General features: G+C 64.3%; 12 protein-coding genes. 10 read left to right on the forward strand and 2 right to left on the reverse strand.

Annotation, left to right across the window (positions count from 1 at the left end; translation table 11 throughout):
* Window positions 1–176: 176 nt before the first annotated feature.
* The 8 genes from radA (at window position 177) to ODR01_RS11430 (ending at window position 8,840) form a co-directional block, all read left to right on the forward strand.
* Entirely contained in the window at window positions 177–1,589 is a 1,413-nt protein-coding gene (gene radA / locus ODR01_RS11395; protein ID WP_316977780.1) for a DNA repair protein RadA, read from the forward strand.
* Complete coding sequence (locus ODR01_RS11400) at window positions 1,582–2,253, forward strand: CvpA family protein (RefSeq protein WP_316977781.1); 672 nt, start codon at window positions 1,582–1,584, stop codon at window positions 2,251–2,253. The genes radA and ODR01_RS11400 overlap by 8 nt, the downstream gene beginning before the upstream one ends.
* A 178-nt stretch (window positions 2,254–2,431) precedes the next feature.
* Entirely contained in the window at window positions 2,432–3,907 is a 1,476-nt protein-coding gene (gene purF / locus ODR01_RS11405) for an amidophosphoribosyltransferase (RefSeq protein WP_316977782.1), read from the forward strand.
* A 3-nt stretch (window positions 3,908–3,910) separates the two neighbouring features.
* Entirely contained in the window at window positions 3,911–4,636 is a 726-nt protein-coding gene (locus ODR01_RS11410) for an SDR family NAD(P)-dependent oxidoreductase (RefSeq protein WP_316977783.1), read from the forward strand.
* A gap of 261 nt (window positions 4,637–4,897) precedes the next feature.
* Window positions 4,898–7,219 carry a nitric-oxide reductase large subunit gene (locus tag ODR01_RS11415; protein ID WP_316977784.1) on the forward strand — a complete coding sequence of 774 codons (2,322 nt, stop codon included), beginning with the start codon at window positions 4,898–4,900 and terminating at the stop codon, window positions 7,217–7,219.
* A 173-nt stretch (window positions 7,220–7,392) separates the two neighbouring features.
* Window positions 7,393–7,794 (forward strand): SirB2 family protein, encoded by a 402-nt coding sequence (locus ODR01_RS11420; RefSeq protein WP_316977785.1) that lies wholly within the window; start codon window positions 7,393–7,395, stop codon window positions 7,792–7,794.
* 174 nt (window positions 7,795–7,968) lie between these two features.
* A complete protein-coding gene (locus ODR01_RS11425) occupies window positions 7,969–8,208 on the forward strand; it encodes a hypothetical protein (protein WP_316977786.1) in 240 nt (79 codons plus the stop codon).
* A 68-nt stretch (window positions 8,209–8,276) separates the two neighbouring features.
* Complete coding sequence (locus ODR01_RS11430) at window positions 8,277–8,840, forward strand: flavin reductase family protein (protein ID WP_316977787.1); 564 nt, start codon at window positions 8,277–8,279, stop codon at window positions 8,838–8,840.
* Between the two features lie 26 nt (window positions 8,841–8,866).
* Here the strand turns inward: ODR01_RS11430 and ODR01_RS11435 are convergent, their stop codons facing one another.
* Together ODR01_RS11435 and ODR01_RS11440 are read right to left on the reverse strand one after the other, a co-directional pair.
* Entirely contained in the window at window positions 8,867–9,406 is a 540-nt protein-coding gene (locus ODR01_RS11435; RefSeq protein WP_316977788.1) for a type 1 glutamine amidotransferase domain-containing protein, read from the reverse strand.
* Window positions 9,407–9,563: 157 nt separating this feature from the next.
* Window positions 9,564–10,022: a terminase small subunit gene (locus ODR01_RS11440; protein ID WP_316977789.1), complete on the reverse strand. Its 459-nt coding sequence runs from the start codon at window positions 10,020–10,022 to the stop codon at window positions 9,564–9,566.
* Between the two features lie 361 nt (window positions 10,023–10,383).
* Here ODR01_RS11440 and ODR01_RS11445 point away from each other — a divergent pair, with 361 nt between their 5' ends.
* Both ODR01_RS11445 and ODR01_RS11450 read left to right on the forward strand, forming a co-directional pair.
* Window positions 10,384–11,517: a hypothetical protein gene (locus tag ODR01_RS11445; RefSeq protein ID WP_316977790.1), complete on the forward strand. Its 1,134-nt coding sequence runs from the start codon at window positions 10,384–10,386 to the stop codon at window positions 11,515–11,517.
* Between the two features lie 708 nt (window positions 11,518–12,225).
* Window positions 12,226–13,524 carry a hypothetical protein gene (locus tag ODR01_RS11450; protein WP_316977791.1) on the forward strand — a complete coding sequence of 433 codons (1,299 nt, stop codon included), beginning with the start codon at window positions 12,226–12,228 and terminating at the stop codon, window positions 13,522–13,524.
* The last annotated feature ends 79 nt before the right edge of the window (window positions 13,525–13,603 follow it).

The raw sequence follows: 13,603 nt of genomic DNA on the forward strand, positions 1-13,603 counted from the left end.
CCCGGGGGGGGGGGGGGGCCCCCCCCCCCCCCCCCGCGGGGGGGGGGGGGGGGGGGGGGGGGGCGGGGGGGGGCGGGGGGCCCAAGGCCGCGGCGTTCCCCACCTCACCCCGCCCCTCTCCCCCCCGTTGGGGCGGAGAGGGAGATGCCGGCGCCGTAGCCGGACAGGCGACAGCCATGGCCCGCTCGACCACCCAATTCGTCTGCCAGGAATGCGGCGCCGCCCATGCCAAATGGGCCGGCCGTTGCGACGCCTGCGGGGCCTGGAACTCCATGGCCGAGGAAACGCCGGCGGCGGCGGTGCCCAAGGGGCTGGGATCGAAGCGCGGTCACAGGATCGACTTCGTCGGCCTTAAGGGCAAAAGCGAAAGCCCGCCCCGCAAGCTGACCGGCATCGACGAGTTCGACCGCGTCTGCGGCGGCGGTTTGGTGCCCGGCTCGGCGCTGCTGGTCGGCGGCGATCCCGGCATCGGCAAGTCGACCGTGCTGCTGCAGGTGGCCGCCGCGCTCGCCCAGAACCAGGGCTGTGCCTACATCTCGGGCGAGGAATCGATCGACCAATTGCGCCTGCGCGCCGCCCGTCTGGGCCTGGATACCGCCCCGGTGCAATTGGCCGCCGCCACCTCGGTGCGCGACATCATGGCGACGCTCGATGCCGCCGACGCCCCCGAATTCGTGGTCATCGATTCGATCCAGACCATGTTCCTCGACAACCTCGACTCGGCGCCCGGCACCGTCGCCCAGGTCCGCACCTCGGCCCAGGAACTGATCCGGCTGGCCAAGCGGCGGGGCTTCACCGTGGTTTTGGTCGGCCACGTCACCAAGGAAGGCCTGATCGCCGGCCCCCGGGTGCTGGAGCACATGGTCGACACGGTCCTTTATTTCGAGGGCGAGCGCAGCCATCAGTTCCGAATCTTGAGGGCGGTGAAGAACCGCTTCGGCCCGGCAGACGAGATCGGCGTCTTCGAAATGACCGATGCCGGGCTCATCCAGGTGGCCAATCCGTCGGCGCTTTTCCTGGCCGACCGCCAGGGCGACGTGTCGGGCTCCAGCGTCTTCGCCGGCATGGAGGGGACCCGCCCGATGCTGGTCGAGATCCAGTGCCTGATCGCGCCCTCGGCGTTGGGCACGCCGCGCCGCGCGGTGGTGGGATGGGACGGCGCCAGGCTGTCCATGCTGCTGGCCGTGCTCGAGGCCCGCTGCGGCCTTGCCTTCGCCGGCGCAGACGTATACCTCAACGTGGCGGGCGGGTTGCGCATCCAGGAACCGGGCGCCGACCTGGCCGTGGCCGCCGCCCTGGCGTCGGCGGTGTCCGGGGTGCCGGTGCCGCCGGAATCGGTGGTGTTCGGCGAAGTCGGCCTGGCCGGCGAGGTGCGCCCGGTGGCGCACACCGACACCCGGCTGAAGGAGGCGGCGAAACTGGGTTTCACACAGGCCATCGCGCCCAAGCGGCGCGCCAATGCGGAGGGCGGGCGCAAGCCGCCCGGTCCCAAGGGGATGGAGGTCAAGGAAATCGCCCGGGTCGACGAGGTCGTGCGTCTGTTCGGCCCGGCCGCGGTCCGATCCGCCGAAAGGGTGCGCCATGGGTGACTTTCCGGTCAATGTGACGGACATCGCCGTCATCGTCGTGCTGCTGATCTCGGCGCTGCTGGCCTACGCGCGCGGCTTCGTGCACGAGGTGCTGGCGGTCGCCGGCTGGATCGGCGCCATCTTCGCCACCATCTACGGCTATCCCTACGCCCGGCCCTATGCGCGCAGCGTGATCCCCATCGAACTGATCGCCGACCTGGTGGCCGGCGTCGTCATCTTCGTGGTCACCCTGGTGCTGCTGTCCTTCGTCACCCGCGGCGCGGCGGGGTTGGTCAAGGCCAGCGCGCTCAACTTCCTCGACCGTTCGCTGGGCTTCCTGTTCGGGCTGGTGCGGGGAGCCGTCATCGTCTGCGTGGCCTACCTCGGCCTGGTCTGGCTGATGCCGCCCCACGAACAGCCGGGCTGGCTTCACGAGGCCCGCAGCATGCCGCTGATCGAGCGGGGTGCCGCCATGTTGCGCGGCCTGGTGCCCGACCACGCAAGGACGGCGGGCTCGAAGGCCGCCGGCAACGTCCAGGACAAGGCCGAGAAAATACTTGAAACGCAGAAAGTTTTTCGCGACATGCTGACCATCGAGCCGAAAGCCAAAGACGCCGGGACCGCCGAGGGCTATAACCGCAACGAACGCCGCGAAATGGAACGCCTGATCGAGGGCAGCAAATGATGCGCCGCGATGGGTTGCTTGGAACGGAATTGCCTTTATCGTCATTCCCGCGAACGCGGGAATCCAGGGCAACCACTCCGTCGCCAGCCTGGATTCCGGGTTCGCCCTGCGGACGCCCCGGAATGACGAGGAAGGAACGTGGGATGGATGACGAAGCGGGCGCGAAGACGAAACGGCCATGACGATGACACCCCCCCTTCCCTCCGCCCGGCGCGACGACGATGACGACCATCTGCGGGAGGAGTGCGGCATCTTCGGCATCGTGGGCAACGTCGACGCCGCCGCGCTGACTGCGCTCGGCCTGCACGCGCTCCAGCACCGCGGCCAGGAGGCCGCCGGCATCGTCAGTTTCGACGGCCGCCATTTCCACAGCCACCGGGCGCTGGGCCTGGTCGGCGACAATTTCAGTTCCGGGGCGGTCATCGACCGCCTGCCGGGCGACCGGGCCATCGGCCACGTCCGCTACGCGACGAGCGGCGAGACCATCCTTCGCAACGTGCAGCCGCTGTTCGCCGATTTCGAGTTCGGCGGCCTGACCATCGCGCACAACGGCAACCTGACCAACGCCTACCGCGTGCGGCGCGCCCTGGTGCGCCAGGGCTGCATCTTCCAGTCGACCTCGGACACCGAGACGATCATCCACCTGATCGCGATGAGCCACTATTCCACCGTGGTCGACCGCATGATCGACGCGCTGCGCCAGCTCGAAGGCGCCTATTCGCTGGTCGCGCTGACCCAGCGCAAGCTGATCGGCGTGCGCGATCCGCTGGGGGTGCGCCCGCTGGTCCTGGGCCGGTTGGGCGAGGGCTACATCCTGGCCTCGGAAACCTGCGCGCTCGACATCATCGGCGCCGAGTTCGTGCGCGACATCGAGCCCGGCGAGATCATCGTCATCGACGAAGACGGCGTGCGCAGCGTCAAGCCGTTCGCCAAGCAATCTCACCGCTTCTGCATCTTCGAGTACATCTATTTCGCCCGTCCCGACAGTACGGTGGAGGGCGAGAACGTCTATCAGGTGCGCAAGAACATCGGCGCCGAACTGGCCCGCGAAAGCCACGTCGACGCCGACATGGTGGTGCCGGTGCCCGACTCGGGCGTTCCCGCCGCCATCGGCTATGCCCAGGAATCGGGTGTTCCCTTCGAGCTGGGGATCATCCGCAACCACTACGTCGGGCGTACCTTCATCGAGCCGACCGACAACATCCGCCATCTCGGCGTCAAGCTGAAGCACAACGCCAACGCGGCCCGCCTCAAGGGCAGGCGGATCGTGCTGATCGACGATTCGATCGTCAGGGGCACCACCTCGATGAAGATCGTCGAGATGGTGCGGAGCGCGGGGGCAAAAGAGGTTCATATGCGAATCTCCAGCCCGCCGACGGCGCATTCCTGCTTCTACGGCATCGACACGCCGGCTGCCGACGAGCTGCTGGCGGGGCGCATGGACGTGGCCGCCATGGCCCGCCACATCGGCGTCGATTCCCTGGCTTTCCTTTCGCTGGACGGCCTCTATCGCGCCGTCGGCAAGGCCAAGCGCGACAGCGGCTCGCCCCAATACTGCGACGCCTGTTTCAGCGGCGATTACCCCATCCGCCTGACCGACAAGGAGGAAGGGCCGATCCCCGAGCAGCTGTCGCTCCTGACGGAACGCGACTGAACCATGGGTGCCGAGGGGGACGATAAACGGCGTCTCGAAAACCGCATCGCCCTGGTCACCGGGGCGTCACGCGGCATCGGGCGCGCGGTGGCCAGAAAGTTTGCCGCCGAGGGGGCGCACGTCATCGCGGTGGCCCGCACCCAGGGCGCGCTCGAGGAACTGGACGACGAAATCCGCAGCCAGGGCGGCGCCTGCACTTTGGTGCCGGCCGACCTCACCGATCACGGCCGGATCGAGCAGATCGGCGCTGCGGTGTTCGAGCGCTTCCGGCGCCTCGACGTCCTGGTCGGCAACGCCGCCATCCTCGGCATCCTGAGCCCCATGGGCCACATCGACCCCGACACCTGGAAGCGTGCCGTCGAGGTGAACCTGACCGCCAACTGGCGCCTGATCCGCAGCTTCGACCCGCTGCTGCGGATGAGCGATTCCGGGCGCGCCATCTTCACCACCTCGGCCGCCGCGCGCATGACCAACGCCTATTGGGGCACCTACGCCGTCACCAAGGCGGCATTGGAAAGCATGGTGCTGACCTATGCCGCCGAGGTCATCAAAACGCCGGTCCGGGTCAACCTGGTCGATCCCGGCATGGTGCGCACCGCCCTTCGCGCCGAAGCCTTCCCGGGCGAAGACCCGACCACGCTGCGGGTCCCCGAAGACGTCACGGAAACCTTCGTCGCACTGGCCGAAAAAAGCTGCCGACGGCATGGCAGGATCGTGCGGGCCTATTGAGGGGCAGCAGGCCGCCAAAGTTTCGGCCCACCTGCCGGCGGCGAGCGGAACAACCCCACTCGTAATGCGTTTATCGGACGTGATGCGCCGTCATCGCGCTTGACGGCCGTCAAGGGAGGGCGATTCGCATTCTGATAGCCTCGATTGTCTCGACAAGGAGGAATAGCCACCTAAAGAGATGGGCAATGATGGGTAATTCAACCTCCAGTTGGCCCCTTGCCCAATGAGACCCAGGCCCATCCTGCCGGAGGATCGATCCGCATGACCAGCACCAAGAAACTGTGGACCCTTCTTGCCACCCTGCTGATCGTCTCTTTCGCCGTGCTGCTGTGGAGCGGCAACCAGATCTACCAGAAGGCGCCGCCGATGCCCGAGAGGGTCGTCTCGACCGACGGGCGCGTCATCTATACGCGGGACGAGATCGAGACGGGCCGCCAGGTCTGGCAGTCGATGGGCGGCATGCAGCTGGGCTCGATCTGGGGCCACGGCGGCTATGTCGCACCCGACTGGAGCGCCGACTGGCTGCACCGCGAGGCCATCGCCGTGCTGGACGGCTGGGCCAAGCGCGACTTTTCCGTCCTTGCCTACGCGCACCTCGCCGACGAGCAGAAGGCGGCGCTGCAAGGCCGGCTGGCCGCCACCATGCGCGAGAACACCTACGACGCGGCGACGCGCACCATCACGCTGCCACCCGAGCGGGCGGTGGCCATCGCCGAGGTGTCGGCCCACTACGAGAGCCTGTTCGGCAACGCCCCCGAGACCGCCGAACTGCGCGAGGCCTATGCCATGAAGAACGGCACGGTGCCCGACGCCGAGCACCGCCGCCAACTGTCGGCCTTCTTCTGGTGGACCGCCTGGGCCGCCGTCACCGAACGCCCCGGCGGCGCCGTCACCTATACCAACAACTGGCCCAGCGAGCCTTTGGTCGACAACCGGCCGCCGGCCAGCACCTTCCTGTGGTCGGCCTTCAGCGTGACGTTCCTTCTGGCCGGCATCGGCCTTCTCGGCTGGCACTACGCGGCCAGCCACGACCGCGAGGAGCGCCACAGCTTCCCCACCTTCGATCCGATGCGCCACGTCAAGGCGACGCCCTCGATGCTGGCCACCGCCAAGTACTTCTGGGTGCTGCTGGCCCTTTTCCTGGTGCAGATCCTGTTCGGCGCCATCACCGCGCATTATCAGGTCGAAGGCCAGCTGGTCTATGGCTACGAGATGGCCGAGGTGCTGCCCTATTCGATCACCCGCACCTGGCACACCCAGCTGGCCGTGCTGTGGATCGCGGTGGCCTGGCTGGCCACCGGGCTTTACATCGGCCCGGCGGTGTCGGGCTACGAGCCGCCCTATCAGCGTTTGGGCGTCAACGTGCTGTGGGTCTGCCTGATCGTCATCGTCGTCGGCTCGTTTACCGGCCAGTGGCTGGCGGTGATGCAGACCCTGGGGCTGGAATACAACTTCTGGTTCGGCCACCAGGGCTGGGAATACGCCGACATGGGGCGTTTCTGGCAGGTGTTCCTGTTCATCGGCCTGATGCTGTGGCTCACCCTGGTCGGCCGCGCCCTGTGGCCGACGCTGCGCACGCCGTCGGAGGGCCGCTCGATCATCGGGCTTCTGTTCCTGTCCACCGTCGCCATCGGGCTTTTCTTCGGGGCGGCCCTGATGTGGGGCGAGCGCACGCACTTCTCGATGGTCGAATACTGGCGCTGGTGGCTGGTCCACCTGTGGGTCGAGGGCTTCTTCGAGGTGTTCGCCACCGCCGTCATCGCCTTCCTGTTCACCCGCCTGGGGCTGCTGGCGGTCAAGACCGCCACCGTCGCCGTGCTGTTCGCCACCATCGTCTTCATGGCGGGCGGCGTGCTGGGCACGCTGCACCACCTCTATTTCGCCGGCACCCCCACCGCCGTGCTGGCGCTGGGCGCCAGTTTCTCGGCCCTCGAGGTGGTGCCGCTGGCCTACATCGGCTTCGAGGCCTACCACAACTATCGCCTCGGCGGCGCCACGCCGTGGATGCGCCGCTACCGCTGGCCGGTCATGTTCTTCATCGCGGTCGCCTTCTGGAACCTGGTGGGGGCCGGCCTGTTCGGCTTCCTCATCAACCCGCCGCTGTCGCTCTATTACATGCAGGGCCTGAACCTGACCCCGCTGCACGGCCACACGGCGCTGTTCGGGGTCTATGGCATGCTGGGCATCGGCCTGGCGCTGTTCTGCCTGCGCGGCATGAAGCCGGAACTGGCCTGGCACGAGGGCATCCTGAAGACCAGCTTCTGGTGCCTCAACGCCGGGCTGGCGATGATGGCCGCCTTCACCCTGCTGCCGCTGGGCACGCTTCAGCTGTTCGCCTCGCTCGAACACGGCTACTGGTACGCCCGCTCGGCCGAGTTCATGCAGCAGCCCTTGGTCGACCTCTTGGTGTGGATGCGGGTTCCCGGCGACACCATCTTCTCGATCGGCGGCCTGGCCCTGGCCCTTTTCGTGGTCGGGCTGTGGGTGTTCCCGCGCCGCGAGGACGAACGGCAGGAGGCCGAGGCCATCCAGCGCGGGGCGCCGGGCGAGGCCGGGGCCGAGAGCCCGCAGCAACGGCCGTAGGGGATGGTGCTTTTATTTCTTCGTCATTCCCGCGCAGGCGGGAATCCAGACCGGGCCCTCCGCGCGATGCGGCGCCGGGGCCTGGACCCCCGCCTGCGCGGGGGTGACGATAAAGGAAAGCGCGATTCCATGCGGTCGCATACGGCCCTTGCCGGAGCCGCGAACCGTCGCCGATGACCGAGTTCTACCCCGAGATCCGGCTCGTCCACATCTGGGCGGTGTCGCTGAGCGGTTCGCTGTTCGCCGTGCGCGGGCTGGCGCTTTTGGCCGGGGCCGGCTGGCCCAGGGCGATGGCGGTGCGCATGGCGGCCTATGCCATCGACACCACGCTGCTGACCGCCGCCCTCATGCTGATGACGCTGGTGGGCCAGTACCCGTTCGTCGACGGCTGGCTGACCGTCAAGGTTCTGCTGCTGGTGGTCTACATCGGCCTCGGCATCGTGGCCTTCCGCCCGACCCGCCCGCCGGCCAAGCGGGCCGGCTTCTTCGTGACCGCGCTCGCCGTCTTCGCCTTCATCGTCTCGGTGGCGTTGGCCCACCACCCGTTGGGCATTTTCGCCGGCTTGGCCGGCTGAGGGGCCGGGCCACTCCCCCACCCACGCGTCATCCCCGCAACAAGTGCGGGGATGACGGAAGAAACTCCACTCCCGCAATGGCGCACGCGGGGATTGCATGCGAATGCGTCTCATGCTTAACTTTGGGCGACCGCGGCCGGGGCCTGCCCGGCCGCCTCAGCGAGGAGGGACATCATGCGGACCCACGTGACCGAGACGACGAACATCCACGACCCGATGGCCGCCTGGCGGGCCTGCGGCGGGGCGGCGCCGGTTGAGGCCGCCGGCGCGCGCCCGGACGCGGCCGGCGCCGACGACGGCCTGGCGGCCGGCCGGTGGAGTCAAACGTCCATTACCTGCGGCATCGCCGACGAAGGGCTGTGGGCCAGCATTTACACTCGAGGGGTCTACAACACCTGCGGCTTCGCCGGCTGAGATCGAGACGGCCTTGGCAAAGCCGCGCTATTCTGTCGGCGTGCGATCACCCGCCGGAGGAACCCTCGATGACGCCCCGCCCCGCCAAGGCCGATTTCCCGGTCAGCCAGGTCCGCCGCTATCTCGAGCCCGGGCCCATCGTGCTGGTGTCTTCGCGCTGGCGGGGCCAGGCCAACATCATGACCATGGGCTGGCACACGATGATGGAGTTCACGCCGGCCCTGGTGGGGTGCGTCATCTCCAGCGCCAACCACAGCTTTCGTATGATCCGCGACAGCGGCGAATGCGTAATCAACCTGCCGACCGCGGCCTTGACCGACATCGTGGTCGGCATCGGCAACACCACCGGCGCCGAGATCGACAAGTTCGCCCATTTCGGCCTGACGGCCGGGAAGGCCGAGGCGGTGGGCGCGCCGCCGATCGCCGAATGCCACGCCCATTTCGAATGCCGGCTCTACGACGACGCGCTGGTCGAAAAGTACAACTTCTTCATCTTCGAGGTGGTGAAGGCCCGCGCCGCCCGCACGCCCAAACACCCGGAAACCCTGCACTACACCGGCGACGGCGTGTTCGTGGTGGCCGGCAAGGCAATCGACCGCCGCAAACTGTTCCGGCCCGACATGCTGAAGTAGAGGCCCGCCGCCAGGGGGCGCCGGGTTCAGCGCGCCGCCGTCATTTCGGCGACGCGCCCGGTGAAGATGGGAATATCGCCGGGATGGCGGCTGGTGATCAGGTTGCCGTCGACGACCACTTTCCGGTCCTGCCAGTCGCAGCCGGCGTTCTCCATGTCGGTCTTGATCGAAGGGTACGACGTGGCGCGCCGGCCCTTGACGACCCCGGCCTCGATCAGCATCCACGGACCGTGGCAGATCGCGCCGACCGGCTTGCCCGAGGTGGCAAACTTTTTCACGAAATCCACCGCTTTTGCCTCGGTCCGGAGCTTGTCGGGGTTGATCTGGCCGCCGGGCAGCACCAGGGCGTCGTAATTTTCGACGCGCGCCTCCTCCAGCTTGACGTCGACGGGCACCGATTCACCCCAGTCGGTGTGGTCCCAGCCGACGATCTCGCCGTCCTTTGGCGAAACGACGTCGACCTGGGCGCCGGCCTCGGCCAGGATACGGCGCGGCTCCAGCAATTCGGACTGCTCGAAGCCGTCGGTGGCGAGAATGGCGATCTTCTTTCCGTTCAGGTCGGGCATCGGATGCTCCTTTCCTCTGGGGCTGGGCGATGGTGCGCGAAGCCGGGCCGCCGGAAGCGCCCGGGGGGAACCCATCTATTCCGAAACGGGGCCGGGGCGCATTTACATAGGTAAGCCCAGGCCCCCACCCCCGGAAATGACGAGATTCCGGCCCCGGCTAAATCCGGCAAGTCCTTACAATTAAACGTCTTCTCATGGGTCGGCCGGAAAAAACCTCGTCATTTCTCGTCATTTTGCCATTTTCGCTTGTCGATTCAGGGGCTTGAGTGGCCTCGACGGGCCCGCTGGCGGCGGCCATGCGCGCCAGCTTGGCCTGGAGGTCGACGGCGCGCGCCGCCGCCTGGTAGTTGCGGCCCTCCAGCGCGGCGCGAAAGACGCTTTCCAGCTTGCCCAGCAGCACGCCCGTGCCGTCGCAGGCCTCGGCGGCCATTTCCGCCTGGATGGCGGCGACGCGGGCGCGGATGCGCGGCTGGCGCAGCAGCCGATGGCCGTGGTTGGCGGCCCACAGCGCGCGGTAGCCGGCGCCGGTGGCGGCGCGGGTGGCGTTGAAGCCGGCGGCGAAATTGCGGCAGAAGCGCTCCTGGCGATGGGTCAACCCGTTGGGGCCCTTGGACATGGCGAAAACTCCTCGCAGATCAGGATGAAATACTGGAAAGGTGACTATAATCCTAATTTAGGGAAATGTCAAGGGATGTCCCACTGTCTGGACCTACCTGCCCGACGCCACCACGGGTACGGCCAGATCGTATTGACGACGAGTTGGTTGGCGGAGCCCAGCCAAAACGCGCCCACCACCTTGCTTCCGTTCGAAAGTAAATAGGATTTTGGGGAAATAGCCTCAGGGAAACGCGCTCCAGTATGGCGGCTTGATGGCAGGAGTGAAAGTCCGTGGTGCAAACGTCTGCCAACTACTAGAACTGGTACTCCCTCTATCGTATCGCTAGTATTTGAGGCGAAATGCCGATGGAGACGCGGGTATGCCAAACTATCTGCTTGATCTCTTCACGCCGCACACCTGGAGCCAATTTCTTAAGCACGGCTCCGATATCTCCGGGTTCAAGCTAAGGCAGCGGAAGGTTGCCCATGATCGGGGCGTGCCGGGTACGATCTTTCTCTGCTACTTGGTGCACCTTTCGCGGTGGTGTGGGGCGCTGGAGATCATTAGTAAACCGTTCATTGCCGATGAGCCCATTTTCTTTGAGAGCGACGATCCTTACGTCGTCCGATTCAAAGTCAACCCGCTCATAACCCTATCGACTGAACACGCTTTGCCCATGACGGCGCCTGATGTCTGGGACCATCTGTCGCTGACGGATGGTGTCGAACCGGGCTCTTTTGGCTGGGCGCAAAGCATTGGTTTTCGTGCATCATTGCGGGTAATACCTCCGAATGATGGCGACTTTTTGCTCAAACTCCTGACGAAGCAACAGAACACCCCAAAGCCTTATCCGTTGACCAAGGAAGATGAACGCAAGCTCCGGCAACGAGCGGTGATCAAGACGGAAAAGGGGGAGGTCGAGGTCGAGGTTCCCCAGCGAGAGGAAGAATTAGACCAACATCTGCCTTCGACGGAAGCGCAAGTTGCGGAGGTTCGCGCCTCTACCCAGGTGCAGACGACAATCGCCAAGATCGGGGCTCTTATGGGGCTTAACATCTGGGTGCCTGCATCGGATCGAACGGCAATAAGGAACCTTCTGCCCACCGATTTACAGTTGAAGCTGCTCGACCGGCTTCCCTTGAACTATGACGGCGTCACGTTGCGGACTATCGAGAACATCGACGTCATCTGGCTCCATCGGCGTTCCATGGTGCGAGCCTTCGAAGTAGAACACACGACCAGCATCTATAGCGGTCTGCTCAGGATGGCCGATCTGTTAGCCCTTCAGCCGAACATGGACATCGCGCTCCACATCGTTGCGCCCGATGAGCGGAGGGAGAAAGTGAAAACCGAAATTCTGCGTCCCGTGTTCTCGCTCCTGGAGAGCGGGCCCATGGCAAAGAGTTGCTCTTTCATCTCCTATAGCCAGGTCAGAAATTTAGCCAAGGTTCCACACTTGACCCATACCACCGACACGATACTTGAAGAATTTGAAGAATTTTTCGACGAGTGAGCCGTTGCGGCCGCAAGACACGGGATTGGTCAATGAGCAGGGAACGAGACGGTCAACCCGACAGGTCGTTTGTGCACCGAAAGGTGCGGCCAACACCGGTCAACGCGCTGCGCTATCATCGCCGCGAGCCTTCGATGCATTCTGCCCAAAGCAAATGGAGCGACGCAGCATGACTACTCCTCAAGCAATTCTGGTTGGAGCCTGCGTTATAGGCTTGGCAATCATTGCGCCCCGCGTCATCGCTCCATACGAATTTACGACCGGCCCAGCAATGGTTTATCGCCTCAATACGATCAGTGGCGAAGTGCGAGAATGCCTAAGGGGCGTTGATGCCAGACAGCCGCGTGTTGTTACGGATTGCCAGGGGCCGATTTCAAACTGACGCACTACTATAGCGGCGTGATTGCGGTAACATGATTATGGATTGCGGGTGCACTAAATTGGCAGTGGCCTGAATACGGAATCAAATGAGTTTGTCACCGTAAAGCACAGATTTAAGTGCCCTGTCACCATACCCCTAGAGCTGAGATCGACTAACCCGCCGTGGGCGCTCTCTGTTGTCACCATCCGCGAACAACCAGTCTATTGACGTCATTATTTTCCCCTTCCTCAAGTCAAAATATTCATCTATTAGTCAATGAAGGGGCATAAATGTGAATCTGTAGATGGATAGCCCCGCGGATTGGTAGCTTCGCTACCGAGGGTTCAATGGCAATCAGAAATATTTCCCTGCGTGCTCTTCTCGTGAACCGGGCGAACGACAGGCACGGCGAACTGGAAAACGAAACAGCGGCAATAGCTTGGCTTTTCAACGAACGCGAAACGCATATGAAAAATTTAGCGAGAGATATCGTCAAGGAAGGCCAAATCTACGAACTACCGCTGGTCTCCCCTGAAGGAGACAAATTTTTGGTCTTTGACGGAAACCGTCGTGTGACCTGCTTGAAGCTGCTCGCAGAGCCGCGTCGAGCGCCGACCTCGGAGCTTCAGGAGTTTTTCACCGATCTGCGAACCAAGTGGTCAGGTAAATTTCCTAAGACAGTGCAATGCCAAGTCGAGGTCAACCGGGACCGAATTGACGAGATTCTGTTTCGCCGTCATACGGGCAGCCAAAACGGAATCGGGCAAAGCACCTGGGATGATCGCATGAAAGCCACCTTCGTTTCCCGAACGGGAAAAGGAAGTGGGTTCAATGTGGCAGATGAAGTTGAAAGCCGCCTTGCAGCAGCAAAGCTCTTGCCGTCACGACGGAAGATCCCGCGCTCTACGATGAATCGCCTGCTCTCAGCGGAGCCGTACCGCAACCGCCTCGGTTTCAGCGTCAATCGTGGTCGATTCGAGATCACGCATACGGAAGATGTTGTATTGACTGCGCTGGCCAGGGTCGCCGACGATATGGCGAACCGCCGAGTCGTCCTCGGCCATATCTGGGATGTCGATGGAAAGACCGCCTACCTCGACAAGTTGGAGGCCGAAGGCGTCTTACCTACCGCCGCCGACATGCTCGACAAGGCGAACGACGGAAGTCCGAAACCGAAGAAGGCAAAACCAACAGCGAAGCCTAAACCGACCCAACGAAAGACCCTCATTCCTCAAACGGACTACGGCTTAGTTTGGCCCGGACGATTGCAGCGTCACCGCCAGATTTGGGAGGAATTGCAGTTTCATCTGCAGATCTCCGTGCATCCGAACGCAATTTCGGTACTCTTCCGTGTCCTGCTGGAGTTGTCGGTCGAGAACTATCTCCAGCAGACAAAACTGACTGTAAATGATCAGGACAAGCTCTCGACCCGCGTTGTCAAAATCGGAAATGATCTCCGGGCCAAGGGCAAGATCGACCAAAAGCAGTTGGGCATTCTTACGAAGTTCCAACACGCAGATAAACTGGTGTCGGCTGATACCTTAAACCGGTACGTCCACTCGCCTAATTTTGCGCCGTCGCCGGAGCATTTGGCGTCGATGTGGGATACCTTGTCGGCCTTCGTCGTCTTATGCCTACAGGCCTAATGCCGTTCTACGGATCATAACCCGACGCCAAACCGCGTCCCCTGGCCGCCCCGGCGGAATCGGGCGGCGGTGAGGCGGC

This window comes from Shumkonia mesophila, assembly GCF_026163695.1.
GTDB classification, from domain to species: Bacteria; Pseudomonadota; Alphaproteobacteria; order Rhodospirillales; family Shumkoniaceae; genus Shumkonia; species Shumkonia mesophila.

What these genes read in the sequence shown, in the direction of transcription:
- ODR01_RS11450 (WP_316977791.1), top strand. Translation starts at nt 12,226, where the DNA reads ATGGCAATCAGAAATATTTCCCTGCGTGCTCTTCTCGTGAACCGGGCG.
- ODR01_RS11410 (WP_316977783.1), top strand. Translation starts at nt 3,911, where the DNA reads ATGGGTGCCGAGGGGGACGATAAACGGCGTCTCGAAAACCGCATCGCC.
- ODR01_RS11415 (WP_316977784.1), top strand. Translation starts at nt 4,898, where the DNA reads ATGACCAGCACCAAGAAACTGTGGACCCTTCTTGCCACCCTGCTGATC.
- ODR01_RS11430 (WP_316977787.1), top strand. Translation starts at nt 8,277, where the DNA reads ATGACGCCCCGCCCCGCCAAGGCCGATTTCCCGGTCAGCCAGGTCCGC.
- ODR01_RS11440 (WP_316977789.1), bottom strand. Translation starts at nt 10,022, where the DNA reads ATGTCCAAGGGCCCCAACGGGTTGACCCATCGCCAGGAGCGCTTCTGC.
- ODR01_RS11425 (WP_316977786.1), top strand. Translation starts at nt 7,969, where the DNA reads ATGCGGACCCACGTGACCGAGACGACGAACATCCACGACCCGATGGCC.
- radA (WP_316977780.1), top strand. Translation starts at nt 177, where the DNA reads ATGGCCCGCTCGACCACCCAATTCGTCTGCCAGGAATGCGGCGCCGCC.
- ODR01_RS11435 (WP_316977788.1), bottom strand. Translation starts at nt 9,406, where the DNA reads ATGCCCGACCTGAACGGAAAGAAGATCGCCATTCTCGCCACCGACGGC.
- ODR01_RS11420 (WP_316977785.1), top strand. Translation starts at nt 7,393, where the DNA reads ATGACCGAGTTCTACCCCGAGATCCGGCTCGTCCACATCTGGGCGGTG.
- purF (WP_316977782.1), top strand. Translation starts at nt 2,432, where the DNA reads ATGACGATGACACCCCCCCTTCCCTCCGCCCGGCGCGACGACGATGAC.
- ODR01_RS11400 (WP_316977781.1), top strand. Translation starts at nt 1,582, where the DNA reads ATGGGTGACTTTCCGGTCAATGTGACGGACATCGCCGTCATCGTCGTG.
- ODR01_RS11445 (WP_316977790.1), top strand. Translation starts at nt 10,384, where the DNA reads ATGCCAAACTATCTGCTTGATCTCTTCACGCCGCACACCTGGAGCCAA.